The organism is Streptomyces sp. NPDC004721, from assembly GCF_053601495.1.
This window is the reverse complement of record NZ_JBSGBZ010000005.1, coordinates 1-25,097: the sequence shown is the minus strand read 5'-3', so window position 1 is coordinate 25,097 and position 25,097 is coordinate 1. Positions and strand designations below refer to the sequence as shown.

General features: G+C 71.3%; 24 protein-coding genes and 1 rRNA gene. 9 read left to right on the top strand and 16 right to left on the bottom strand.

Going from position 1 to position 25,097, the window contains the following annotated elements:
* The first annotated feature begins 90 nt into the window (after positions 1 to 90).
* The 3 genes from argS to ACWEK3_RS05640 all read left to right on the top strand — a co-directional run bounded on the left by argS (position 91) and on the right by ACWEK3_RS05640 (position 3,110).
* The gene (gene argS, locus ACWEK3_RS05650; protein ID WP_384428592.1) at positions 91 to 1,854 is read left to right on the top strand and encodes an arginine--tRNA ligase; all 1,764 of its coding nucleotides are present in this window, start codon (positions 91 to 93) and stop codon (positions 1,852 to 1,854) included.
* Between the two features lie 265 nt (positions 1,855 to 2,119).
* Positions 2,120 to 2,611, top strand: a complete 492-nt coding sequence (locus tag ACWEK3_RS05645) for a hypothetical protein (protein WP_384079096.1) — start codon at positions 2,120 to 2,122, stop codon at positions 2,609 to 2,611.
* A gap of 88 nt (positions 2,612 to 2,699) precedes the next feature.
* On the top strand, positions 2,700 to 3,110 hold the full coding sequence (locus ACWEK3_RS05640; protein WP_365432590.1) for a hypothetical protein: 411 nt from the start codon (positions 2,700 to 2,702) through the stop codon (positions 3,108 to 3,110).
* Between the two features lie 78 nt (positions 3,111 to 3,188).
* On the opposite strand, the gene hemB is transcribed toward ACWEK3_RS05640, so the two are convergent.
* A complete protein-coding gene (gene hemB, locus ACWEK3_RS05635) occupies positions 3,189 to 4,181 on the bottom strand; it encodes a porphobilinogen synthase (RefSeq protein WP_384428590.1) in 993 nt (330 codons plus the stop codon).
* Positions 4,182 to 4,249: 68 nt separating this feature from the next.
* Here hemB and ACWEK3_RS05630 point away from each other — a divergent pair, with 68 nt between their 5' ends.
* The 3 genes from ACWEK3_RS05630 (at position 4,250) to ACWEK3_RS05620 (ending at position 7,342) form a co-directional block, all read left to right on the top strand.
* Entirely contained in the window at positions 4,250 to 4,846 is a 597-nt protein-coding gene (locus tag ACWEK3_RS05630) for a zinc-binding dehydrogenase (protein WP_450546641.1), read from the top strand.
* A gap of 52 nt (positions 4,847 to 4,898) precedes the next feature.
* Positions 4,899 to 6,233 (top strand): NAD-dependent succinate-semialdehyde dehydrogenase, encoded by a 1,335-nt coding sequence (locus ACWEK3_RS05625; protein ID WP_453249024.1) that lies wholly within the window; start codon positions 4,899 to 4,901, stop codon positions 6,231 to 6,233.
* 377 nt (positions 6,234 to 6,610) lie between these two features.
* Complete coding sequence (locus ACWEK3_RS05620; RefSeq protein WP_453249023.1) at positions 6,611 to 7,342, top strand: hypothetical protein; 732 nt, start codon at positions 6,611 to 6,613, stop codon at positions 7,340 to 7,342.
* 127 nt (positions 7,343 to 7,469) lie between these two features.
* Here ACWEK3_RS05620 and ACWEK3_RS05615 read toward each other — a convergent pair whose 3' ends face one another.
* From ACWEK3_RS05615 to ACWEK3_RS05595, 5 genes are all read right to left on the bottom strand, one after another.
* Positions 7,470 to 9,176, bottom strand: a complete 1,707-nt coding sequence (locus ACWEK3_RS05615) for a bifunctional uroporphyrinogen-III C-methyltransferase/uroporphyrinogen-III synthase (RefSeq protein ID WP_376547224.1) — start codon at positions 9,174 to 9,176, stop codon at positions 7,470 to 7,472.
* Positions 9,173 to 10,144, bottom strand: a complete 972-nt coding sequence (gene hemC, locus ACWEK3_RS05610; RefSeq protein ID WP_361421000.1) for a hydroxymethylbilane synthase — start codon at positions 10,142 to 10,144, stop codon at positions 9,173 to 9,175. Before hemC ends, ACWEK3_RS05615 begins: the two co-directional genes overlap by 4 nt.
* Positions 10,141 to 11,952 carry a glutamyl-tRNA reductase gene (locus tag ACWEK3_RS05605; RefSeq protein ID WP_453249022.1) on the bottom strand — a complete coding sequence of 604 codons (1,812 nt, stop codon included), beginning with the start codon at positions 11,950 to 11,952 and terminating at the stop codon, positions 10,141 to 10,143. The genes hemC and ACWEK3_RS05605 overlap by 4 nt, the downstream gene beginning before the upstream one ends.
* Positions 11,949 to 12,713 carry a redox-sensing transcriptional repressor Rex gene (locus tag ACWEK3_RS05600; RefSeq protein WP_361421006.1) on the bottom strand — a complete coding sequence of 255 codons (765 nt, stop codon included), beginning with the start codon at positions 12,711 to 12,713 and terminating at the stop codon, positions 11,949 to 11,951. Before ACWEK3_RS05600 ends, ACWEK3_RS05605 begins: the two co-directional genes overlap by 4 nt.
* Positions 12,714 to 13,011: 298 nt before the next feature.
* Positions 13,012 to 13,296, bottom strand: a complete 285-nt coding sequence (locus ACWEK3_RS05595; protein ID WP_390725263.1) for a glutaredoxin family protein — start codon at positions 13,294 to 13,296, stop codon at positions 13,012 to 13,014.
* Positions 13,297 to 13,425: 129 nt separating this feature from the next.
* Here ACWEK3_RS05595 and ACWEK3_RS05590 point away from each other — a divergent pair, with 129 nt between their 5' ends.
* From ACWEK3_RS05590 to ACWEK3_RS05580, 3 genes are all read left to right on the top strand, one after another.
* Positions 13,426 to 14,352, top strand: coding sequence for an HAD family hydrolase (locus tag ACWEK3_RS05590; RefSeq protein ID WP_361421012.1), 927 nt, complete (start codon positions 13,426 to 13,428; stop codon positions 14,350 to 14,352).
* Positions 14,353 to 14,802: 450 nt separating this feature from the next.
* Positions 14,803 to 15,627: an ECF subfamily RNA polymerase sigma factor, BldN family gene (locus ACWEK3_RS05585; protein ID WP_450546645.1), complete on the top strand. Its 825-nt coding sequence runs from the start codon at positions 14,803 to 14,805 to the stop codon at positions 15,625 to 15,627.
* A gap of 234 nt (positions 15,628 to 15,861) precedes the next feature.
* Entirely contained in the window at positions 15,862 to 17,094 is a 1,233-nt protein-coding gene (locus ACWEK3_RS05580) for a DUF5667 domain-containing protein (protein WP_450546646.1), read from the top strand.
* Positions 17,095 to 17,165: 71 nt separating this feature from the next.
* Here the strand turns inward: ACWEK3_RS05580 and ACWEK3_RS05575 are convergent, their stop codons facing one another.
* The 10 genes from ACWEK3_RS05575 to rrf all read right to left on the bottom strand — a co-directional run.
* Complete coding sequence (locus ACWEK3_RS05575; RefSeq protein ID WP_450546647.1) at positions 17,166 to 18,218, bottom strand: lysophospholipid acyltransferase family protein; 1,053 nt, start codon at positions 18,216 to 18,218, stop codon at positions 17,166 to 17,168.
* Between the two features lie 13 nt (positions 18,219 to 18,231).
* Positions 18,232 to 19,290 (bottom strand): NAD-dependent epimerase/dehydratase family protein, encoded by a 1,059-nt coding sequence (locus ACWEK3_RS05570; protein WP_376504697.1) that lies wholly within the window; start codon positions 19,288 to 19,290, stop codon positions 18,232 to 18,234.
* 240 nt (positions 19,291 to 19,530) lie between these two features.
* Positions 19,531 to 19,629 (bottom strand): 30S ribosomal protein bS22, encoded by a 99-nt coding sequence (locus tag ACWEK3_RS05565; protein WP_003948845.1) that lies wholly within the window; start codon positions 19,627 to 19,629, stop codon positions 19,531 to 19,533.
* Positions 19,630 to 19,793: 164 nt separating this feature from the next.
* Entirely contained in the window at positions 19,794 to 20,006 is a 213-nt protein-coding gene (locus ACWEK3_RS05560) for a helix-turn-helix domain-containing protein (RefSeq protein ID WP_004984898.1), read from the bottom strand.
* A 128-nt stretch (positions 20,007 to 20,134) separates the two neighbouring features.
* Entirely contained in the window at positions 20,135 to 20,950 is an 816-nt protein-coding gene (locus ACWEK3_RS05555) for a phosphatase (RefSeq protein WP_450546648.1), read from the bottom strand.
* Positions 20,951 to 21,048: 98 nt separating this feature from the next.
* Positions 21,049 to 22,221, bottom strand: a complete 1,173-nt coding sequence (locus ACWEK3_RS05550; protein WP_390725269.1) for an acetoin utilization protein AcuC — start codon at positions 22,219 to 22,221, stop codon at positions 21,049 to 21,051.
* Positions 22,172 to 23,398, bottom strand: a complete 1,227-nt coding sequence (locus tag ACWEK3_RS05545; RefSeq protein WP_453249021.1) for an MFS transporter — start codon at positions 23,396 to 23,398, stop codon at positions 22,172 to 22,174. Before ACWEK3_RS05545 ends, ACWEK3_RS05550 begins: the two co-directional genes overlap by 50 nt.
* A gap of 60 nt (positions 23,399 to 23,458) precedes the next feature.
* The gene (locus ACWEK3_RS05540; RefSeq protein WP_453249020.1) at positions 23,459 to 24,199 is read right to left on the bottom strand and encodes a VC0807 family protein; all 741 of its coding nucleotides are present in this window, start codon (positions 24,197 to 24,199) and stop codon (positions 23,459 to 23,461) included.
* Between the two features lie 93 nt (positions 24,200 to 24,292).
* On the bottom strand, positions 24,293 to 24,937 hold the full coding sequence (locus ACWEK3_RS05535; RefSeq protein WP_453249019.1) for an HAD family hydrolase: 645 nt from the start codon (positions 24,935 to 24,937) through the stop codon (positions 24,293 to 24,295).
* 88 nt (positions 24,938 to 25,025) lie between these two features.
* A 5S ribosomal RNA gene (gene rrf, locus ACWEK3_RS05530) occupies positions 25,026 to 25,097 on the bottom strand; the annotation flags it as partial.

Genomic DNA, 25,097 nt, shown 5'->3' with positions numbered 1-25,097 from the left:
GTTCGCCCGTCGGCCGGAAAATTCGCTTTACCCCGCATGGGATACTGGGCCTGTCTATCCATCCGCACGAGGAGAACGGCACCCTTTCCTATGGCCTCGGTCACGTCCCTCACCGCTTCCGTCCACCAGCGCCTCGCGTCCGCCCTCTCGGCCACCCTGCCGGAGACCGCCGCCGCGGACCCGCTGCTGCGACGCAGCGACCGGGCGGACTTCCAGGCCAACGGCATCCTGGCGCTGGCCAAGCAGGCGAAGTCGAACCCGCGGGAGCTGGCGGCGCAGGTCGTCGGGCACGTGGTCACCGGTGATCTGATCAAGGACGTCGAGGTCTCCGGACCCGGATTCCTCAACATCACGGTCACCGACCGGGCGATCACGGAGAACCTCGCGGCGCGGGCGGCCGACTCCGAGGGCCGGCTGGGTGTGCCGTACGCGGAGCAGCCGGGCACGACGGTGATCGACTACGCCCAGCCGAACGTGGCGAAGGAGATGCACGTCGGCCACCTGCGGTCCGCGGTGATCGGCGACTCCGTCGTCCAGCTCCTGGAGTTCACCGGCGAGAACGTGGTCCGCCGGCACCACATCGGCGACTGGGGCACCCAGTTCGGCATGCTCATCCAGTATCTGGACGAGCACCCGCACGAGCTGGACCACAAGGCGTCCGAGGTGACCGGCGCGGAGGCGATGTCGAACCTCGACCGCCTCTACAAGGCCGCGCGCAAGCTCTTCGACTCCGACGAGGAGTTCAAGACGCGGGCCCGGCGCCGGGTGGTGGACCTCCAGGCCGGCGACGCGCACACGGTGGCCATGTGGCAGAAGTTCGTGGACGAGTCGAAGATCTACTTCTTCTCCGTCTTCGAGAAGCTGGACATGGATGTCCGGGACCCGGACATCGTCGGCGAGTCCGGCTACAACGACATGCTCGCCGAGACCTGCCGCCTGCTGGAGGAGTCCGGCGTGGCGGTCCGCTCGGAGGGCGCCCTGTGCGTCTTCTTCGACGACGTCAAGGGCCCGGACGGCAACCCGGTCCCGCTGATCGTCCAGAAGTCCGACGGCGGCTACGGCTACGCGGCCACCGACCTGTCGGCGATCAGGGACAGGGTCTTCAACCTCAAGGCGAACACCCTGCTGTACGTCGTGGACGCCCGGCAGTCCCTGCACTTCAAGATGGTCTTCGAGACCGCGCGGCGGGCCGGCTGGCTGAACGACGACGTGACGGCGTACCAGTTGGCGTTCGGCACGGTGCTCGGCAAGGACGGCAAGCCGTTCAAGACCCGTGAGGGCGAGACGGTCCGCCTGGTCGACCTGCTCGACGAGGCGATCGAGCGTGCCTCGGCGGTCGTCCGGGAGAAGGCGCAGGACCTCTCGGACGAGGAGATCGCCGAGCGGGGTGCCCAAGTGGGCATCGGCGCGGTGAAGTACGCGGACCTGTCGACCTCGGCGAGCCGGGACTACAAGTTCGACCTGGACCAGATGGTCTCGCTGAACGGCGACACGTCGGTCTACCTCCAGTACGCCTACGCCCGGATCCAGTCGATCCTCCGCAAGGCCGGAGAGGTACGGCCCTGCGCGCACCCGGAGCTGGAACTGACGCAGGCGGAGCGGGCGTTGGGCCTGCACGCCGACGCCTTCGCGGAGATGGTGCGGGAGGCGGCCGCCGAGTACGCCCCGCACAAGCTGACCGCGTACCTGTACCAGCTCGCGTCCCTGTACACGACCTTCTACGACAAGTGCCCGGTGCTGAAGGCGGAGACGCCGGAGCAGGTGGAGAACCGCCTGTTCCTGTGCGACGTCACCGCGCGCACCCTGCACCAGGGCATGGCCCTGCTGGGCATCCGGACGCCCGAGCGCCTCTGACGGATCCGCCGGTCCGTCCGCCGCAGGCCCCGCCCCGTACTCGACGGGTCGGGGCCTGCGCGCGTTGCGGCGGACGTCCGGGCATGTCCCCCACCTCCTGCGGCCCGTACGCGCCGCCGGGAGCCCCTTCCTCGCGCACAAGATCGAAGTGCGGCGGGCACCGGAGGCCCCGACGATGACGAAGGAGCGGAGCGCGGAACTTCCCACAGTTCGGGCACTCCGCTGCGTCATGCGTCTGCGTCTTGCTTCACAGAAGGAGGAATCCATGACGGCAACGACGGAGAGCCCCACTCGGGAGAAGGCAGGCGTCGGCCAGGAGGAAGAGGAGTCCGCCATCGGACCGCTTCTGCTGGCCGCGCTGCTCTCCCGGCGTGAGGAACACGGGGAGGACCCGATCATCGGCCACCCTCTCCTCCTCGCCGCGCTCATGCGCCGCCGGGAGGAGGGCGGGGAGTCGATGATCCAGCACCCCCTGCTGCTCGCCGCCCTGATGCGCCGCCGGGAGGAACGGGAGGACCCCATCATCGAGAACCCCCTCCTCCTCGCCATGCTCATGCGCCGCCGCGAGGAGCGCGGGGAGTCGATGATCCAGCACCCCCTGCTGCTCGCCGCCCTGATGCGCCGCCGGGAGGAACGGGAGGACCCCATCATCGAGAACCCCCTCCTCCTCGCCATGCTCATGCGCCGCCGCGAGGAGCGCGGGGGCTCGACGATCCAGCACCCCCTGCTGCTCGCCGCGCTGGCCGCCCGGCGCTAGGAGCTGGCGACACCCCGCCCTCCGACGGCCGCGCTCACCGGCGTCGGGGGGCGGGTCCCGTACGGCAATCGAACTTGAGGAACCACAAATGGCAGCTGAGTCCGGCGGAGAGACGGAACGGGATCCCCTGGAGACCTTCATCGACGAGGTCTTCGAGGAAATGGTGCGCGAGTCCGGGATTCCGCACACCGGTACCGGTATGAGGCATGGGAAGGACCCGCTGGCGGCGGCTCTGCTGGAAGCCGCCGCGACGTCCCTTTCCCGGCCGGCGCACTCCCGGTCCTCGGAACTGGAGAAGGCGCTGTTCGCGCAGGTCCTTGCGACCGCGTTGGCGGAATCCCTCGCGCCCGCCCTGGCGGAGTCCCTGGCCATGGAGATCATGAAGGTGCTGAACCAGCACGCCGCCTCGCACGGCGGCGCCGACGGCACCGCCCGGGCGTCGGCGGGCGGAGGTTCCCGCGGCCGGCGCGGCGAAGGCGAACGGGGCACGGGCTCCTGACCCTCCGCGGACCGCGCACCGGTCACGGCGCGGCGGGGCCGCCCGTGCGGAAACGGGCGGCCCGGCGGGGTGGCGGGGTCAGCGCAGCTTCTGCGCGACCTCGGTGGCCCAGTAGGTGAGGATGTTGCGCGCCCCGGCCCTCTTGATGCCGGTCAGGGACTCCAGGATGGCCCGGTCCCGGTCGACCCAGCCCTTCTCGGCGGCGGCCTCGATCATCGAGTACTCGCCGGAGATCTGGTAGGCGGCGACCGGCACGTCCACGGCGTCGGCGACCCGGGCGAGGACGTCGAGGTAGGGACCGGCCGGCTTGACCATCACCATGTCGGCGCCCTCCTCCAGGTCGAGGGCCAGCTCCCGCAGCGACTCCCTCAGGTTCGCCGGATCCTGCTGGTAGGTCTTGCGATCCCCCTGCAGCGAGGAGCCGACCGCCTCCCGGAAGGGCCCGTAGAACGCGGACGAGTACTTGGCGGTGTAGGCGAGGACGGCCACGTCCTCCCGGCCGATCTGGTCCAGCGCGTCCCGGATGACGCCGATCTGCCCGTCCATCATCCCGCTGGGGCCCACGACATGGGCGCCGGCGTCGGCCTGGACCTGGGCCATCTCGGCGTACCGCTCGAGCGTCGCGTCGTTGTCGACCCGGCCCTCGGCGTCGAGGACGCCGCAGTGACCGTGGTCGGTGAACTCGTCGAGGCACAGGTCGGACATGACGAGCAGCTCGTCCCCGACCTCGGCGCGCACATCGCGCAGCGCGACCTGGAGGATCCCGTCCGGGTCCGTCCCCGCCGTCCCGAGGCCGTCCTTCTTGCCCTCCTCCGGCACCCCGAACAGCATGATCCCGGAGATCCCGGCCTCCACCGCCTCGGCGGCCGCCTTCTTCAGGCTGTCGCGCGTGTGCTGCACCACCCCGGGCATCGCCGAGATCGGCACGGGCTCGCTCACGCCCTCACGGACGAACGCGGGGAGGATGAGGTCCGCCGGGTGCAGCCGGGTCTCGGCGACCATGCGCCGCATGGCGGGGGTGGTGCGCAGCCGGCGAGGACGCGTACCGGGAAACGATCCGTACTTCGTCATGCCCTCTACGCTACGCCCGCAGCCCCGATGCCTTTGCCGACGGGGAGTCGGCCGGGGCGGCGACGGCCGTGCTGGCCGGTCTCGGGCTTCTGCTCGGGCTGAACGGCAACGCCGCCGCGGCCCTGATCGCGTTCGGCTCCGGCGGTTTCCACTTCTTCTTCCTCACCCGTCGCGGTCGTGGCGCTCGCCACCCGGTTGAGCGCATCGTCGCCGTCGGCCTCTCCCCAGAACGCCTCGCCGTGGCCGAGCGGTTCGGCGCCACCCACACACTCGACGGCGCCGGTACCGACGTCGCGGCCTGGTGCCAGGAGGAGCTCGGCGGGGTGGACTACGCCTTCGAGGCGATCGGGAGCCCCAAGGTCGTCGAAACCCTCCCGGCCATGCTCGCCTCGGGCGGCGCGGCGGTCCTGGTCGGGATGGCACCGACCGGCGCGGCCGGTTCGTTCGACCTGTTCGACCTCGCCGACCAGGGCAAACGTATCCTCGGTTGCAACTACGGCTCCAGCGTCGGGGAGATCGACATCCCCAAACTGGCCCGCCTCTACCTGGCGGGCCGGCTGCCGCTGGACGACCTGATCGGCAGGACCCGGCCGCTGCGGGAGACGGCGGAGGCGTTCGACGATCTCAGGTCGAACACCGGGGTCAGGACGATCCTGACCCCGTGAGCCGCCCCGTGCCCGACAGCCGCCCCGTACCCGACCACTTTCCGGAGGCCTGATGTACGCCGTGACCGACCCCACCACCGGGGAAGTCGCCGAGACCTACCCGACCGCCACCGACGCCGAGATCGCGGATGCCGTCTCCGCCGCCCACGCGGCCACCTCCTGGGGCCGTACCAGCTCCGTGGCCGAGCGCTCCGCGCTGCTGCGCCGGCTCGGCGACCTGCACACGGAGCACCAGGCCGAACTGGCCGCGAGCATCGTGCGCGAGATGGGCAAGCCGCTCGCCGAAGCCGAGGGCGAGGTCGGCTTCTGCGCCGACATCTACCACTACTACGCCGACCACGCCGAGGCGTTCCTCGCCGACGAGCCGCTCGACGTCACCTCCGGTCCGGGCAGCGCCGTCGTCCGGCGCAGCCCGGTGGGCGTCCTGCTCGGCATCATGCCGTGGAACTTCCCGGCCTACCAGGTGGCCCGGTTCGCCGCCCCGAACCTCGCGCTCGGCAACACCATCGTCCTCAAGCACGCCCCCCAGTGCCCGGCCACCGCCGCGCTGCTGGAGAAGCTGTTCGCCAAGGCGGGCTTCCCGGCCGGCGCGTACGTCAACGTGTACGCCACCAACGAGCAGATCGCCGAGGTGATCGCCGACCCGCGGGTCCAGGGCGTCTCGCTGACCGGCTCGGAGCGGGCCGGGGCCGCCGTCGCCGAGATCGCCGGGCGGCACCTGAAGCGCGTCGTTCTCGAACTCGGCGGCTCCGACCCGTTCATCGTGCTGTCCACCGACGACCTCGACGCGGTCGTCGAGGCCGCCGTCGCGGCCCGGCTCGACAACACCGGCCAGGCCTGCAACGCCGCCAAGCGGTTCGTCGTCGTCGAGGACCTCTACGACGCGTTCGTCGAGAAGTTCACTGCCCGGCTGCTCGCCGGCGAGACCGGTGCCCCGCTGTCGTCGGCCGCCGCCGCCGCGAACCTCGCCCGGCAGGTGGACGAGGCGGTCGCCCAGGGCGCCACGCTCCACAGCGAGGGCGAACGGCACGGGGCCTACTTCCCGGCCGGAGTACTCACCGGGCTCACCACCGAACACACCGCCGCCCGCCAGGAGCTCTTCGGACCGGTCGCAATGGTCTTCCCGGCGGCCGACGAGGACGACGCCCTGCGCATCGCCAACGACACCCCCTACGGCCTCGGGTCCTACGTCTTCACCACCGACCCCGCGCAGGCCGAACGCGTCGCCGACCGCATCGAGGCCGGCATGGTCTTCGTCAACGGCGTCGGCGCCGAGGGCGCGGAACTGCCCTTCGGCGGCATCAAGCGCTCCGGCTTCGGCCGCGAACTCGGCCGCCCCGGAATCGAGGAGTTCGTCAACAAGAAGCTCATCCGAACCGTGGCGTGACAACTCAGGGCACGTGAACGGGTCCGGGCCTCCGACGGGGGCCCGGACCACCGCACCGGCAGGTGCGGCTCGGCTGATGGCAGGATGCCGCGCATGGCCGATGTGTGGAACGTGACCTGCCGTCCCCGCTGGAGACGCGTCCTGTGGCCCTTCGTCCGGGTGAGCGCCGACGCCCGCGGTCCGCACTCCCGGACGCTGCTGCGCCGCCGCAGCGTGCCGTGGGGCGACATCGCCGAACTGCGCGTGCACCGAAAACCGCGCGAACCCCCTGGGCCCACAATCCCCGTCGCGTCAGCCTGGTACTGCACGACGGACGCGAGCGGCTCCTGCCCCTGCCGCGCAGCCGGCCGTCCGACGACCCGGACTTCGACGCCGAGGTGGAAGCGCTCCGCGCGCTGACCTTCTGGCGCGGCCGGGTGATGAAGGTCGTCGGAAAGCGCTACGTGTGGCACGTCAACGTCCCCACCGCCGGAGGAACGGCCGTCTTCGCGGCCGTGTTCGCTCTCGCCGCGTGCTACCCCGCGGCCCACTCGCTGCTGAGCCTGCTCGGGCGCCGACTGCGTGACGACGGGGAGCTCCCGCCGGCCCTCCCGTTCGGGGGCGCGCTCGTCGCCACCGCGCTGTGGCTCCTGCCGCTCTGCTACCTCCACCCCACGACCCTGTTCTCCTCGCCCGTGGCGATCACGTGGCTGGCCGTGGGCTCGCTGCTCACGCTGGGGCTGTTCGCCGGGGCCTGGCACACCACCTGTGCGCCGGGAACAGCGGCCGGAACGACCGAGAAGTCCGCCGCCGAAGAGGACGAGGAGGAATTCCTGGCCGCCCGCTTCCTGGAGGACACCGACTACAACCCGCGCGGCTTCGGCACCCACATCGCCCTGGGCGGCGGCCCTCCCGCGGTGGCGCCCGGTCCGGACCGGTTCGCGGCGAAACCGATACCGGTGGAGCGCCTCACCCTCAAGAACGTACGGCGCGCCCGAGTACCGACCCCGTGGACAGACGCTGGGACGTCGCCGAATTCGACGACGCCGGCACACCGGTCCGCCTCGCGGCCGAACCCGCCGACCTGGCTCGCGTCCTCCGCGGACTGGACCTCGCGAAAACCTCCGTGAACACCGCGAACCCCGGGCAGTGAAAGACCGGCCCACGACGGCGCCGGGGTTCACGTAAACGAGCTGGTGGCGGAACGCGCCCGGACGGCACGCTCCGCCACCAGCTCACTCAGCACTCACATCGCACTCACGTCGACGAGCGGCGTCTCCGCGCCCCCGGGCGGCGTTCGCTCGGGCGGGTCACCGGGTCGCCCGCTTCCAGGGCCGCCAGGCGGCGCCTCGCGCCGAAGTCGGCCAGGGCCTCGGCCAGCTTGTGGACGGACGGCTCGGGAGCCATCACGTCCACCCGCAGGCCGTGCTCCTCGGCGGTCTTCGCCGTGGCCGGGCCGATGCAGGCGATCACCGTCACGTTGTGCGGCTTGCCCGCGATGCCGACCAGGTTCCGCACCGTGGACGACGACGTGAACATCACCGCGTCGAAGCCGCCGCCCTTGATGGCCTCGCGGGTCTCCGCCGGGGGCGGAGAGGCGCGGACCGTGCGGTAGGCCGTGACGTCGTCGACCTCCCAGCCCAGTTCGATCAGACCCGCCACGAGGGTCTCCGTGGCGATGTCCGCGCGGGGCAGGAAGACACGGTCGATCGGGTCGAAGACCGGGTCGTACGGCGGCCAGTCCTCCAGCAGGCCCGCGGCCGACTGCTCGCCGCTCGGCACCAGGTCCGGCTTCACACCGAAGGCGATCAGCGCCTTCGCGGTCTGGTCGCCGACCGCGGCCACCTTTATGCCGGCGAACGCACGGGCGTCGAGGCCGTACTCCTCGAACTTCTCCCGCACCGCCTTCACCGCGTTGACCGAGGTGAACGCGATCCACTCGTAGCGGCCCGTCACCAGGCCCTTCACCGCGCGCTCCATCTGCTGGGGCGTGCGCGGCGGCTCGACGGCGATCGTCGGGACCTCGTGCGGCACGGCTCCGTAGGACCGCAGCTGGTCGGAGAGCGAGGCCGCCTGCTCCTTGGTGCGCGGCACGAGGACCTTCCACCCGAACAGCGGCTTGGACTCGAACCACGAGAGCTGGTCGCGCTGCGCGGTCGCGCTGCGCTCGCCGACCACGGCTATCACCGGGCGCCCGCCGTCCGGGGACGGCAGGACCTTGGCCTGCTTCAGGGTCTGCGCGATCGTGCCGAGCGTCGCCGCCCAGGTGCGCTGGCGGGTGGTCGTACCGGCGACCGTCACCGTCATCGGGGTGTCGGGCTTGCGGCCCGCCGAGACCAGTTCGCCGGCCGCCGCGGCGACCGAGTCGAGCGTGGTCGACACGACGACCGTGCCGTCCGAGGCGCCGACCTCGGTCCAGCAGCGGTCGGAGGCCGTACGGGCGTCGACGAACCGCACGTCGGTGCCCTGGGCGTCGCGCAGCGGCACCCCGGCGTACGCGGGCACGCCGACGGCGGCCGCGATGCCGGGGACGACCTCGAAGGGAACGCCCGCGGCGGCGCAGGCGAGCATCTCCTCCGCGGCGTACGTGTCGAGTCCCGGGTCCCCGGACACCGCACGGACGACCCGCCTGCCGCCCCGCGCGGCCTCCATGACAAGATGTGCGGCATCCCGCACCGCGGGGATCCCAGCGGTTGTTGACGTGCCGTCAACAACCGTGAGCTGGGGTGTGCCCGTGCCCGGATGCGAGTCCGCCGAAGGACCCGGGTCCGTGTGCACGACGGCGACGCCCTGCCTGGCGTGCGTGCGCACGACGTCGAGCACCTCGTGCTCGGCGACGAGGACGTCCGCGTTGGCCAGCGCCTCCACGGCGCGCAGTGTGAGCAGTCCCGGATCTCCGGGTCCGGCACCGAGGAAGGTGACGTGCCCGTGTTCGGGACAGGCGGGAAGGGTGGTGGGGCTCACTGTGCTCGCTCCCCCATCAGACCGGCCGCGCCCTGGGCGAGCATCTCGGTGGCGAGTTCGCGACCGAGTGCCATCGCCTGCTCGTGCGTCTGGGGCACGGGACCAGTGGTGGACAGCTGCACCAGTGCGGAGCCGTCGGGCCTGCCGACGACGCCCCGCAGGCGCATTTCCTTGACAATCTGCCCGTCGCCCAACAGGTCGGCCAGCGCGCCCACGGGGGCGCTGCAACCGGCCTCCAGGGCGGCGAGCAGTGACCTCTCGGCGGTCACGGCGGCCCGCGTGTGCGGGTCGTCGAGCTCGGCGAGTTCGGCGGCGAGGGCAGCGTCTTGGGCGGTGTGCCCCGCCCTGCACTCGACCGCCAGGGCCCCCTGGCCGGGGGCGGGCAGAATCGTGTCGACCGACAGGAAGTCGGTCGCCTCCTCGCTCCGGCCGACCCGGTTCAGTCCGGCGGCGGCGAGCACCACCGCGTCGAGTTCGCCGTTCTTGACGAAGCCGATGCGGGTGTCGACGTTGCCCCGGATCGGGACCGTCTCGATGTCCAGGCCGTGGGCGCGGGCGTACGCGTTCAGCTGGGCCATGCGGCGCGGCGAGCCCGTACCGATGCGCGCCCCGCGGGGCAGGTCGGTGAACTTCAGCGCGTCCCGGGCGACGAGCACGTCGCGCGGGTCCTCGCGCTCGGGTACGGCGGCCAGGACCAGGTCCTCGGGCTGCGTGGTGGGCAGGTCCTTGAGCGAATGAACCGCGAAGTCCACCTCGCCCCGCTGCAACGCCTCGCGCAGCGCGGCCACGAACACACCCGTGCCGCCGATCTGTGCGAGGTGCTCGCGGGAGATGTCGCCGTAGGTGGTGACCGGGACGAGTTCGACAGGCCGTCCGGTCACCTGGCTCACGGCGTCCGCCACCAACCCGGACTGGGCCATGGCGAGCTTGCTGCGCCTGGTCCCGAGCCTCAGTGCCTTCTCAGTCATGCTGGCCCTCGGTTCTTGCTGTGCTTCTCGGAGTCGTCGTGCTTCTCGGAGTCTTCGGAATCGCGGTCGGCCCGGGAGACGGAGGCGACCGTCTCGGGGTCCAGGTCGAACAGGGTGCGCAGCGCGTCCGCGTATCCGACGCCGCCCGGCTCGGCCGCGAGCTGCTTGACCCTGACCGTCGGCGCGTGCAGCAGCTTGTCCACGACCCGCCGGACGGTCTGGGTGATCTCCGCCCGGTGCTTGTCGTCGAGGCTGGGCAGCCGCCCCTCCAGACGGGCGATCTCGCTGCTCACGACGTCGGCGGCCATGGTGCGCAGCGCGACGACGGTGGGTGTGATGTGCGCCGCCCGCAGGGCAGCCCCGAAGGCCGCGACCTCGTCGGAGACGATACGGCGGACCTGGTCGACGTCGGCGGCCATCGGAGCGTCGGCAGAGGCCTCGGCGAGCGACTCGATGTCCACCAGGCGCGCCCCGGCGAGCCGGTGCACGGCCGCTTCGACGTCGCGCGGCATGGCGAGGTCCAGCACGAACAGGGCCGGCTCGGGGCGCGGTGCGGCGGCGACCGGCTCGGGCCTGCGGTACTCGGGGATCCGGCCTGCGCCGGCCACGGTCGCGGCGAGCGCGGTGATCAGCTCGGCGTCGGCCTCCGGGTCGGCCTCGGCACGGGCGGACTCGTGGCGGTCGACGGTGCCTCCCCCGAGCTCTCGGCTCCGCTCGAGCAGGGCGGTACCCCCATCGACCCAGGTCCCGTGCTGCTCCAGGGTGGCCGCGTCCAGGCCGGCCACGGCGGACTCGCCCATCAGGGAGAAGCCGGGCTCGGCGGCGGCGAGGTCCAGCGGGCAGTTCTCGTCGGCACCGGCGGCGTTCACGGGCGGCAGGGGGGTCTCGCGGACGTCCGTCCGCACCGCCGTACGGCCACTGCCGTGCTCTTCCCCGGCGGCCCGCGCCACGGTGACGGGCGACCCGGTACGGCCCTCGACCGCGGCGGCGACCGTCTCGGCGGTCAGGACGAGTCCCGTCGCGCCGGTGCAGGAGACGGCGACATCTGCACGTGTCAGCTCGACCGGCACCGCGTCCATCGGTACCGCGCGGGCCAACACGTCCGTGCCGTCGTCCTCGGTGAGGATCTGGACGAGGCGCTCGGCCCGGTCCTGCGTACGGTTGGCGATCACTATCTCGCCGACGCCGACCCGGGCGAGCGTGGCGGCGGCCAGCGACGACATCGATCCGGCGCCGATGACCAGGGCCTTCTTGCCGCGCGCCCAGGCCTGCACGTCCGCGCCCGCGGACAGCTGCTCCAGGCCGAAGGTGACCAGGGACTGCCCGGCGCGGTCGATGCCGGTCTCGGAGTGGGCGCGCTTGCCGACCCGCAGGGCCTGCTGGAACAGGTCGTTCAGCAGGCGCCCGGCGGTGTGCAGGTCCTGGGCGCGGGCCAGGGAGTTCTTGATCTGGCCGAGGATCTGGCCCTCGCCGACGACCATCGAGTCCAGGCCGCAGGCCACCGAGAACAGGTGGTGGACGGCCCGGTCCTCGTAGTGCACGTAGAGGTACGGGGTGAGCTCCTCCAGACCGACCCCGCTGTGCTGGGCGAGCAGCGTGGACAGTTCGGCGACACCGGCGTGGAACTTGTCCACGTCGGCGTACAGCTCGATGCGGTTGCAGGTGGCGAGGACGGCGGCCTCGGTGGCCGGCTCGGCGGCGACCGTGTCCTGGAGCAGCTTGTCCTGGCCGTCCGCGCTCAGCGAGGCGCGCTCCAGGAGGCTGACCGGGGCGCTGCGGTGGCTCAGTCCGACGACGAGGAGACTCATGCCGGCATCACGGCGGGGACATCCCCGTCCGGGCCCTGGTCGGTGGACTCGTCGCGGACCGCGGCGGCGGGCGGGACGGCGCGCTCGGCGACGGCCTCCTCACCGGCTTTGCGCTGCTCGTGGAAGGCGAGGATCTGAAGCTCGATGGAGAGGTCGACCTTGCGCACGTCGACGCCGTCCGGGACGGACAGCACGGTCGGCGCGAAGTTCAGGATGGAGGTGACACCGGCGGCCACCAGCCGGTCGCAGACCTGCTGGGCGGCGCCCGCGGGGGTCGAGATCACGCCGATCGAGACGCCGTTGTCCCGGATGATCTTCTCCAGCTCGTCGGCGTGCTGGACCGGGATGCCGGCGACGGGCCGGCCGGCCATCGCGGGGTCGGCGTCGATGAGCGCGGCGACGCGGAAGCCGCGGGAGGCGAAGCCGCCGTAGTTGGCGAGGGCGGCGCCGAGGTTGCCGATACCGACGATCACAACCGGCCAGTCCTGGGTGAGCCCCAGTTCGCGGGAGATCTGGTACACGAGATACTCGACGTCGTAGCCGACCCCGCGGGTCCCGTAGGAGCCGAGGTAGGAGAAGTCCTTGCGCAGCTTGGCGGAGTTGACCCCCGCCGCGGCCGCGAGCTCCTCGGAGGAGACCGTGGGCACCGAGCGCTCCGACAGTGCGGTCAGGGCTCGGAGGTACAGCGGAAGCCTGGCGACGGTGGCCTCGGGAATCCCTCGGCTACGGGTCGCCGGTCGGTGAGTTCGGCCAGTTGCCACGGTGCTCCTGCGGGTAGAGCGGGGCTGCGGGCGGTCATACGTCCCCAGACCGCCCCGTCGACAGCAGGCTATGTCTTTGTGAACGTGTGCACAAAGATGGTGTCCGATTTGCCCGGCCAACGTGACCGGGGTCACGCACCCCCGGCGCGGATGTTTGGAACCGCCACATCCGCACCACTGTGCCTTTGTTGTTGGGGGCAAAACCGCACACTCTCCTCTACGATCCCCACCCCCGAGACCAAGACGCCATCGATCCTAGGCGACTTCCGGCCAGTTTGGACTCCTCGGTCAGTCTCGATCAGCCCGCGAGCTCCTTGCGCAGCCGCCCCTCGTTCACCCGCCAGAAGGTGTGTTGTTCACCGTCGACGAGTACAACCGGAATCTGCTCCCAGTACCGGTCGTACAGCTCCGGATCCTGGGTGATGTCCTTCTGCTCCCAGGCGACACCCAGGTCGGCGCAGACCTTCTCCACGACGGCCTGCGCGTCGTCGCACAGGTGGCAGCCCGGCTTGCGGACGAGGGTGACGAGCCGCCCCTGGGGCCCGGGGGACTTGCGGCGGAAGATGGGACTCATGTCGGCCATTGTCGCTCCGGCACGGGCCCGCGGAACCCCGCCGGCGCGGACCGCCGCAACGACCCCGTCGCAAAGAGTTCACGGGCCGCGAAACCTCTCGACTCCGGAACCACCCTGCCAACTGGCTATGCTCACGCCATGGCCGCTCTCGGATGGCTCACTTCCCGTAGGCGCTCCGCCACGGCGCGAAGCGTGTTGGCAGGCGAGGCCTCTGCGGAGGCAGCGCGCAAATCCTCGCAGGAAGCGGGCGTCCCGCCGGCCCCGCAGGAGGCGTCGGAGTTCCCGGTGCACGGGGACGAGCGGGCCGCCGCCTTCTTCGACCTCGACAACACCGTCATGCAGGGCGCCGCGTTGTTCCACTTCGGCCGGGGCCTGTACAAGCGGAAGTTCTTCGACACGCGCGACCTCGCCAAGTTCGCCTGGCAGCAGGCGTGGTTCCGGCTGGCCGGGGTGGAGGACCCCGAGCACATGCAGGACGCCCGCGACTCGGCGCTGTCGATCGTGAAGGGCCACCGGGTCGCCGAGCTGAAGTCCATCGGCGAGGAGATCTACGACGAGTACATGGCCGAGCGGATCTGGCCGGGCACGCGCGCACTCGCCGAGGCCCACCTGGACGCCGGTCAGAAGGTGTGGTTGGTCACAGCCGCGCCGGTGGAGATCGCCCAGGTCATCGCCCGCCGCCTGGGCCTGACCGGCGCGCTCGGCACGGTGGCGGAGTCCGTCGACGGCGTCTACACCGGCCGGCTGGTCGGCGAGCCGCTGCACGGCCCGGCGAAGGCCGAGGCGGTACGCGCCCTGGCCGCGGCGGAGGCCCTGGACCTGACCCGCTGCGCCGCCTACAGCGACTCCCACAACGACATCCCCATGCTGTCCCTGGTCGGCCACCCCTACGCCATCAACCCCGACGCCAAACTCCGTCGCCACGCCCGCGCGATGGACTGGCGCCTGCGCGACTACCGCACCGGCCGCAAGGCGGCCAAGGTCGGCATCCCCGCGGCGGCCGGCGTCGGCGCCGTCGCCGGCGGCACCGCGGCGGCCATCGCCCTGCACCGCCGCCGCCGCTGACACCGGCGTACCGCACCGCCACCACTCCCCCACTCGTCACCGGCCGCTCACCACCCGCGCCGCCGTCCATACCGCCCCGCAGCCCGTGCCGCCCAGTGGCGGTACGGGCCTTCGCCGGTCGTTTTCGTGCGGCGCACCCGGATCCGCGGGCAATTGACCGAACGTACGCCCATGCCGTTCTGGCCATTCGACTTGGCGGTGCATTGCCAGCATGCGCCCCAGACATATACCGAAGACGGAACAGATCGGTCAGCAAACGGTCACTCTCCGACGTGCGAACGCACGCCAATCGGTTACGGAAGCGACGGAATCGATGATTTGAGCAACTCGGTGTAGCAGCGCCTGTACGAAGCGTTATTCTCCTCAGACGCAAACCGGTACCCCATCGTCGCTACGACGGGTGAACGGTTCCGCACTGCACGTGATGGAAGCTCTGCCTCTGGGAGTCCCGTGTACCCACACGTCGGGGTTGACGCCTCGGGCCTGGCTACGCTCCGCGCAACGGTCCTGGACCTGCTGCGCGGTCTCGTCCCCACCGCGTACGCCGGCCCCGTATTCGCCACCGCCGCGCCGGTAGGTCCGGCCTACGCGCTGGCCGACGGCATGGAGCAGGTGCCGACTCGCAGCGCCGTGGTCGAGGGGCGACGAGCCGGCGACGGGCGGGCGGCCGGCAGGCGAGGACGCCCGGCCGCGGCGGCCACCGTCCGGCGCCCCGCCGCGGACAGCGACAGCGCCCGGATGATGGAGCTCGTCGAACGCGCCCAGGCCGGCGAGGCCGACGCCTTCGGACGGCTCTACGACCAGTACAGCGACACCGTGTACCGGTACATCTACTACCGCGTCGGCGGCAAGGCGACGGCCGAGGACCTCACCAGCGAGACCTTTCTGCGCGCCCTGCGCCGCATCGGCACCTTCACCTGGCAGGGCCGCGACTTCGGCGCCTGGCTGGTCACCATCGCCCGCAACCTCGTCGCCGACCACTTCAAGTCCAGCCGGTTCCGGCTCGAGGTCACCACCGGCGAGATGCTCGACGCCAACGAGGTCGAGCGCTCCCCCGAGGACTCCGTCCTCGAGTCCCTGTCCAACGCCGCCCTCCTGGACGCCGTACGACGGCTCAATCCGCAGCAGCAGGAGTGCGTCACGCTCCGCTTCCTCCAGGGCCTGTCCGTCGCGGAGACCGCCCGGGTGATGGGCAAGAACGAGGGTGCCATCAAGACCCTTCAGTACCGGGCCGTACGCACCCTGGCCCGGCTTCTCCCCGACGACGCACGCTGAGCGGCGCACACGCTCCGCGACTCTCAACTCACGCTCCGTCGAGGTGTGTTGACTTCTCGATCCGATCAGCCCGGGTCCGTAACCCAAGTGCCGCGCCGCTCGTTGTGCGGGATAGAGGCTCCCTGTGGTCACGCCTTGGCCAATCCTGATCGACCGATCGGAAGAAGCGGCTGTGGACGTGCACCCTCAGGACCCCCGGGGAGTCGACCGTCATGACGAGAGGAGGTGCCGCCAGTGATCGCGAACGTATCGGCGCACCGGCGGGCGAACGCCTTCGCCCAGTCCCTGGAAGAACTGTCCGACCGGGGCACGGCGGCCGAACAGGCCGAAGGACCGGCACGGACCCCGGCTGCCGCGGAACAGACCGAGCAGGGCCGCATGCTGGCCCTCGCCACCGGTCTGGACGCGCTGCCGCGGCCGGAGCTGGACCCCGAGGTCAAGGTCGTCCAGCGGGCCCGCCTGGTGGCCGCGATGGAGGCCATGCTCCAGGAGAGCACCGCGGCGGGCGAGGCGAGTGACCCACCGGTGCCCAGGCAACGGGCGCGCGGCGCACACCGGGCGAGCGGCCTGGGGAAACTGCGGCCGCGCACGCGGCTGAGCAAGTCGCTGGCCGCCGGCGGACTCAGCGTGGGTGTGGCCGCGGGAGCCTTCGGCGGAGTGGCCGCCGCCAGCTCCAGCGCCCTCCCCGGTGACTCGCTGTACGGCCTCAAACGCGGCATCGAGGACTTCAAGCTCACCTACCTGACCGACGGCGCCGACGAGCAGGGCCAGGCCTACCTCGACCTCGCCTCGACCCGGTTGAGCGAGGCCCGCAGGCTGATGGAGCGCGGCCGCGGCGGCGGGCTCGACCACGAGTCGCTCGGCGAGATCCGCCGCACCCTGTCCGGGGTGCAGCACGACGCCACCGAGGGCCACCGCCTGCTGCACGAGGCGTACGAGCGCGACCCCGACTCCCTGCGTCCCATCCAGGCCCTCTCCACCTTCTCGCGGTCCCACCGCGAGGCCTGGGGCGCGCTCCGCGACCGCCTCCCCGTGCAGCTCGGCGACGTCAGTCAGCAGGTGTCGTCGGTGTTCGACGCCATAGACGACGAGGTCGCCCCGCTCCAGTCGATGCTCCCGCAGCACCCCTCCCCGGGCGGCGACGGCAAGCAGCACGGCCCCCGGCCGACGCCGTCCGCCGGTTCGCCCGGCGCCGCGCACTCGGCCCAGCCCAGCGCCGGCGGCGACACAGCCTCCGGCAGCCCCCAAACCGGCAGCGACAGCCCCAGCGCGTCGGCCGGCTCCGGCAGCCAGGACGAGGGGCTGCTCGGCGGCTCCACCGGCGGTCTGCTCGACCCGCCGAAGCCCAGCAGCAGCGCCTCGCCGTCCGCGACCAAGTCGCCCCCCAGCGGCCCCGACGTGACGATCCCGCCGCTCCTCCCGGGCCTGCTGCCCGGCCTCGGCATCAACGCGGAGGACGCGAAGTAGGCGGTGCCGAGCACAGCCCCACGAAGGCGGGGGCACCCCTCACCGGGGGTGCCCCCGCCTTCGTGGCACCGTCAGAAGAACACCGACCTGCGCTGCACCAGCAGCTTGTAGAGGGTGTGCTGGATCTGTTCGCGGACCTGGTCGGTCAGGTTGAACATCAGCATCGGATCCTCCGCCGCCTCCGGCGGATACCCGTCCGTCGGGATGGGCTCGCCGAACTGGATCGTCCACTTCGTCGGCAGCGGGATCGCGCCCAGCGGCCCCAGCCACGGGAAGGTGGGCGTCAGCGGGAAGTACGGGATGCCCAGCAGCCGCGCGACGGTCTTGGCGTTGCCGATCATCGGATAGATCTCCTCGGCCCCGACGATCGAGCACGGGATGATCGGCACGCCCTGGCGCAGCGCGGTCGACACGAAGCCGCCGCGGCCGAACCGCTGCAGCTTGTAGCGCTCGCTGAACGGCTTGCCGATGCCCTTGAAGCCCTCCGGCATCACCCCGACCAGCTCGCCCTGCCCGAGCAGCCGCTCGGCGTCCTCGGTGCAGGCAAGGGTGTGGCCGAGCTTGCGGGCGAGTTCGTTGACCACCGGCAGCACGAACACCAGGTCGGCGGCGAGCAGCCGCAGATTCCGGTCCGCGGGATGCCGGTCGTGGACGGCGACCTGCATCATCAGCCCGTCCAGCGGCAGCGTGCCGGAGTGGTTGGCGACGATCAGGGCGCCGCCCTCGGCGGGAATGTTCTCGATCCCCTTCACATCGACCCGGAAGTACTTCTCGTACAACGGCCGCAGCAGGGACATCAGGAGCTGGTCGGTGAGTTCGGCGTCGTAGCCGAAGTCGTCGACGTCGTAGTCCCCGGTGAGGCGGCGGCGCAGGAACGCCAGACCGCTCGCGATGCGCCGCTCCAGACCGCCGTCCTGCGACGGCCGGCTCGGCGGCTCTTCCTCACTGGTCACGGAGGCATCATCCGGCGCGGCACCCCTGGTGGGCAGGGGCTGCACCTCGCCGACCGCCGCCGACTCGGCGCCGGTGCGGCGGCTCCCCGTGCTCCGGCGCCGCGACGGCCGCTGTCCGGCGCTTCCACGGGACCGGTCGTCGTCGAACGGAATGACCTTGGCGTCCGCCATGGTGCTGCGCTCCTCAGTAGGCGCTCTGCGTCGGGTGGCCACTGCCCGGGTGGGACAGGGCGGCGATCCGGTCGACGGCCCCCGCGAGGACCTCCGGCGGCAGCAGCCCGGGGCCGCGGCTGCGGGCGAATTCTGCGAAGGTCTCCGCGGTCGTGTACTTGGGTGCGAAGCCGAGTGTTTCGCGCATCTGGTCCGTCGCCACGACCCGGCCGTGGGTCAGAAGGCGGATCTGCTCGGGTGAGAAGTCCGTCATTCCCAGCGTACGCACCAGCGAGCCCGCCCACGTCACGGCGGGAAGCAGCAGCGGGACCGTGGGGCGTCCCAGCCGCCGGGAGCACTGCGAGAGCAGCAGCACACCGTCGCCGGCGATGTTGAACGTGCCGCTGTTGAGGGTGGCGCGACGCGGCTCGTGCGAGGCGATCCGCAGGACCTCGATCACGTCGTCCTCGTGGACGAACTGCAACCGCGGGTCGTAGCCGAACACCGTCGGCAGCACCGGCAGCGAGAAGTACGAGGCGAGCGGGGTGTCCGCCGTCGGACCGAGGATGTTGGCGAACCTGAGCACGCACACGGCGACGTCCGGCCGCCGCCTGGCGAAGCCCCGCACATACCCCTCGACCTCGACCGTGTCCTTCGCGAAGCCGCCACTCGGCAGGGACTTGGGCGGGGTGGTCTCGGTGAACACCGCCGGGTCCCGGGGCGCGGAGCCGTAGACGTTGGTGCTGGACTTGACCACCAGCCGCTTGACGGACGGGGACTTCTGGCAGGCGCCCAGCAACTGCATGGTGCCGATGACGTTGGTCTCCTTGACCAGGGCCCGGCTTCCGCTGCCCAGCGCGGTGCCGGTCACGTCCATGTGCACCACCGTGTCGGCGGACGTCTCGGCGAGCACCCGCGCGATCGTGGGCTGCCGGATGTCCGCCTGGACGAAGTCGGCGCCGCCCAGATGGTGCTCGGGCGGGACCGCGTCCACGGCGACCACCCGGTCGACCTCCGGGTCACGCTGGATGCGCCGTACGAACCGGCCCGCGAGCTGACGGGCCACTCCGGTCACGAGCACGACCTGTCCCAAGATCAGCGCCTTCCTTCCCGCCCGGATCACCGCCGGGTTCCCCGTGTGCGGCCAACCTATCGGGTCGAGGTTGCGCTGCGGCGACCTCTCGATGCGCGACGTGACGGCAGGTACGTGCGTGCGAACGGGATCGAGCCACCCGGCGGCCGGCCGGCCCCGGACGCACGCGACCCCCCACCGGATGCGGTGGGGGGTCACAGACACGCTTTCGCGTTGGCGCGTACCTCGCGCGACCGGCGTCTACTTCTTGTTGCGACGCTGGACGCGGGTGCGCTTGAGCAGCTTGCGGTGCTTCTTCTTGGCCATCCGCTTGCGCCGCTTCTTGATAACAGAGCCCACGACTACCCTCGCTCACTTCTCATCACTCGGTGTTTGGGCGCCATGGGCCCACACGACCTACGAGGGGCTAGCCTACCCGCCCGAGCGCTGAGGTCGTAATCGAGGTGTCCGGAGGGATCCGGAAGTGTTCCCTAGTGTCCTTCACGGACCCCTCCTGATCGCCGTCAGGCGGTTTCCACCCCCACGTAGCTCTCGCGGAGGTACTCGTGAACCGCTTGCTCCGGGACGCGGAAGGACCGCCCCACCCGGATCGCGGGCAGATGACCGCTGTGCACCAGGCGGTACACGGTCATCTTCGACACTCGCATGACCGAGGCGACTTCCGCCACGGTAAGGAACTGAACCTCGTTCAGAGGCCTTTCGCCAGCTGCAGCCATGACACACCTGAACCTTCCGCACTCGACGGCCACCGGCTTCCCCTTCCGGTGACTCTTCGTCGCTGCGTGCTCACTCCCCAGACTAGGGGCGGGTGATGCGAGTGGGGAAGAGGTGGACCATCGGCGGCCTACTGTGACAGACACGCGCGATTGAGTACGTAGCGGGCCAGCGGGCGGTAGTAGGCGGGCCGTACGCCGTCATCAAGTGGAACGACGACGGACACCCGCCCCTCCGCCTGCCCGACGAAGAGCGCGGGGTCGTTCGTGTCGGCCGGCCCCATGGCGTCGAACCCCAGCTGACCTGCACCGCAGACCCAGCCGTGATCCCCGATCACCAGTTCCGGCAGCGGGCCGCCGGCGTCGGCCGCCGCCGCGAGCGCCAGCCGAACCGGGAGCGGTGAATGCGTGTGCGCGCCGGGCTCACAACCGGAGCGTTCGGTGCCGGAAGGCCGGACCAGGGCGACTCCTCGTACGTACTCGAGGCGGCACGTACGTAGACCGAACCGGGTCGTTATGTCGACACAGCGACCCTGCGCGGGGGTGAGGACGGTACACCCCGCCGCCGACAGGGCGTCCGCCAGCGCGGCGTAGAAACCGAGCAGCCGGTGCGGGTGCCCGGTGCCGAGGAGCACGGGGGCGCCGCGCCGCGCCGCCGCACCGAGCCGGTCCGCGAAGGCGTCCAGCGCGGCCAGCGTCAGATCCGGGTCGATGGCATCGGGGCCGAAAGTGTGCCGCGGATCGGCCGAAACACCACACCTGAGCGCCATCAGGTCGATCAAGTCCCGCTGCTGCCAAGGCCCTTCGGGGTCGATCCCGATCAGCACCCGGGGGTCCCTGGCCGCGAACAGCCGATAGCTGCGCAGGCCGGCCTCCCGCGTCGTGGTCACCATCCCGGCGAGACGGGCCCTCACCAGATGGGCGCGCAGCGCCGCGATGCTCAACACCCGAGCGATGCTGACGCACGCCCCCCGCGGTCGTCCCGAGAACCCGGGAACACCGCACAGTCGGCCTAACCGGACGGTCCGTTCACCGGCGACCGGCGCTACGGCAGCAGGCCCCGCAGCGGGAACACCGCCCGCCGGGTCGCCAGGATCGCCTGGTCCAGCCGGTCCGCCGGGTCGTACCCCGCCTCCCAGTCCGCCCAGGACACCGGCCACCGCCCGTCGGTCATCCGCATCGGGCCCAACTGCCGTGTCCGCGCGTACACCGCCTGCCGCCAGCTCTCGGGGATCACCGTCTCCGGCTCCACCGGCCGCCCCGCCGCGATCCCCACCAGATGCGTCCACGACCGGGGTACGACGTCCACCACCGCGTACCCGCCTCCGCCCAGCGCGACCCACCGCCCCTCGGCGTGCTCATGGGCCAGCTCGTGGCACGCCATCTGCACCGCCCGCTGCGCGTCCAGCGACACCGCCAGATGCGCCAGCGGATCCTCGAAGTGCGTGTCCGCCCCGTGCTGGGTGACCAGCACCTGCGGCCGGAAGTCGGCGACCAGTTCCGGCACCACCGCGTGGAACGCCCGCAGCCACCCGGCGTCCCCGGTACCCGCCGGCAGCGCCACGTTCACGGCCGATCCCTCGGCGGACGGGGCCCCGGTCTCCTGCGGCCATCCCGTCTGCGGGAACAGGGTCCGGGGATGCTCGTGCACCGAGATCGTCAGCACCCTCGGGTCCTCCCAGAACGCGGTCTGCACCCCGTCCCCGTGGTGCACGTCGGTGTCGACGTACACGACCCGTTCGGCACCCAGCTCCAGCAGCCGAGCGATCGCCAGCGCGGCGTCGTTGTAGACGCAGAAGCCCGACGCGGCACCCGGCATCGCGTGGTGCAGCCCGCCCGCGAAGTTCACCGCGTGCAGCGCGTCCCCGCGCCACACGGCCTCCGCCGCCGCCACCGACTGCCCCGCGATCAGCGCGGACACCTCGTGCATCCCGGCGAACGCCGGATCGTCCAACGTCCCCAGCCCGTACGTCCCGTCGGCCGATCCCGGGTCCGCCGACGCGGCCTTCACCGCGGCGATGTAGTCCTCCCGGTGGACCAGCCGCAGCGTCGAGTCGCCGGCCGGCCTGGCCGCCACCAGCCGCGTCTCCCGGTCGAGTCCGAGCGCGCCGACCAGTTTCCGGGTCAGGACGAGGCGGACCGGGTCCATCGGGTGGTCCCGACCGAAGTCATAGCCCGTTACTGCCTCGTCCCACATCAGCTGTGCGCGGCCGCTCATGACCGTCACCGTATCGGTCCGGTCGCGGCGCGAACGACCCGGCGCACACCGACGTCACCAGCACCAACACCATGGGCACCAGCATCGCCCCGCGGTAGCTCCACGCGTCGCCCAGCGCCCCCACCAGCGGGGAGCCGACCAGGAAACCCACGTAGTTGAAGATGTTGAGCCGTGCGACGGCCTTGTCCGAGGCGCCCGGGAACAGGCGCCCGGCCGCGGCGAAGGTCTGCGGCACCAGCACGCACAGGCCCAGTCCCAGCAGCGTGAACCCGAGCATGCCCACCCAGGGACCTGGCGCCCCGGCGACCACCGCGAACCCCAAGGCCGCCACCAGCGCGCCCAGCCGTACGACGGCCACGGCACCGAACCGCCGCACCCCGGTGTCCCCGATGGCCCGCCCCAGCAGCGTGGTGACCATGTAGACGTTGTACGGCACCGTCGCCAACTGCTCGGAGCTGCCCAGCGTGTCCTGGAGGTACTTCGCGCTCCAGTTGGAGACGGTCGAGTCCCCGATGTACGCGAACGTCATCACCAGACACAGCGGCAGCAGCAGCCGGAACACGACGGTCCCTCCGCCTTCCCCGGCCTCCCCGCCGGCCTCGTCCGACGCGGCGGCGGAGTCGGCGTCGACGTACCACCGGCTGCCCACGAGGACCGCCGGCAGCAGCACCGCCACCACCGGCAGGTACGACACCCACAGCGCCAGGTGCCAGTGCGCCCCGGCCCAGGCCAGCGAGGCACCCACGATCCCGCCGAGGCTGTAGACGGCATGGAAACCGAGCATGATGCTGCTGCCGTACGCCCGTTGCAGGCTCACCCCGAGCATGTTCATCGAGGCGTCCAGCATCCCCACGGCCAGCCCGAACGCGGCCAGCGCCACGCCCAGTTCGGCGACCCGGCCGCCCGCCCCGACCCCGAGCAGGGACAGGAGGACGACGGGCTGGGACCAGCGCAGCAGCCGGCTGGGCCGGACGCGTTTCACCAGTTGTTCGGTGGTCGTGCTGCCGATACCGGCGAGGATCGGCACGGCGGCCAGGAAGACCGGCAGCAACGCGTCGGAGACCTCGTACCGGCCCTGGATGGCCGGGATGCGCGTCACGAGGAGAGCGAAGGCGACGCCCTGCGCGAAGAAGCTGAACGCCAGCGAGGCCCTACCGCGCCGCAGCACATCTGTCATGGCGGCGAGCGTAGGGCCCTGGGCTACCTGTGGGTAGGTCCGGCGAAAGATGAATTCTGCTCAGCTTCGGGCCAGGGTGAGCCCCTTCGGGGACTTCTGGGCCATGGCGGGCTCCTGGGCGTCGGCGGGCTCCTGGACCTGCGTGGCTTCGGCGTTCGTCTCGGCTTTCAGCTCGGCCATCAGCATGTAGGCCATAGGCCCGGCGGCGAGAGCACCGCTCAGGAGGAACCCGAGCACCATCGTGACCGCCATGATCACGGTGCCCAGCCACACCATGGTGTCCACCGGCACCGTGTAGGCACCCACGACCCGCACCACGCACTCCGCGAGCAGCACCACGCCCCACACCAGCGAGAACACCTTCTCCGTCCGCCGGAAGTCCGCGGATTCGGCGGCCAGTCGCGCCCAGGCGGCCTCCCGCCTCGCGTCGCCCTTCACCAGCCAGGGCTTCATGGCGGCGGTCATCATCGGCCTGCCCAGCGCCACGGACACCAGGATGCCGATGCCGATCGCGCTGCTGACGCCGCTGTCCTTGGCGAGCATCAGCCGCGGGTCACCGGCGACGAAACTGAGCAGCAGCCCGACCACGTTGACGAACAGGATGAGCGCGGCGAGCCCGTTGACCCTGCGCTCCCTGACCGCGGCCCACCCGGTCCGCAGGGCGGGGACCACGCTGCTCCACCCCAGGGCAGCCAGCGTGCTCATCCCGAATCCGTTCTTGAGCAGGTAGTACCCGCCGACCGGCACCGCCACATCCACGAGCAGAGGGGCGAGGTTCGCGCGCTTCGTGTTCGTCGTCATGCTCAGAGCTTCGCGGGCGAGGGGGGTCCGCCAGTAGAAACGATCGTCCGGAGCTCCGCATGACAATTGTCAGTGCCGCGGCGGTGGCCGGCGTCATGTCAGCAGGTCGGCCAACTCCTCCATGTGCGAGAAGAGTTGGGTGGCATCCGCGAGCTTCGCGGCCGGGGTCATCGCGGTGAACCCGTAGACGTCCATCCCGGCGGAGACGGCGGCCCGCACACCCAGCGGGGAGTCCTCGACGACGACGCACCGCTCGGGGGCCACGCCCATCCGGTCGGCCGCGTGGAGGAACAGGTCCGGCGCCGGCTTGCCCCGGCCCACGTCCTGCGAACTGAAGATCCGCTCCTCGTCGAACCACCGGTCAAGTCCGGTGGTCCGTTGTCCCACCCGGATCCGCTCATGACTCCCCGAGGACGCGACGCAGTACGGCGTCCCGTCCACCGTCAGCTTCTCCAGTACGTCGGCGGTACCGGCCACCGGCTTCAGCTCCCGCCGGAACGCGGCGAAGACACGGGCGTGGAAGACGTCGTCGAAGTCGTCCGGCAGCCGCTTTCCCGTCCGCTCCAGGACGAGGTCGTGGATCCGGTGCATCGCCGACCCCATGTAGTCGCGGATGGAGTCCTCGTACGAGGTGGGGTGCCCCAACTCGGTGAGGTAGGCGGCGAGGAGCCGGTTGGAGATGGGCTCACTGTCGACGAGGACGCCGTCGTTGTCGAAGATGACGAGGTCGTAGCGCATGAGTACGAGCCTAAGCGAGTGCCGGCCGACCGAGCGTAAACGCAGAAAACCCCCGTGCCGAATGACACGGGGGTTTTCTTCAAAATTTGTTCGGCGGCGTCCTACTCTCCCACAGGGTCCCCCCTGCAGTACCATCGGCGCTGTAAGGCTTAGCTTCCGG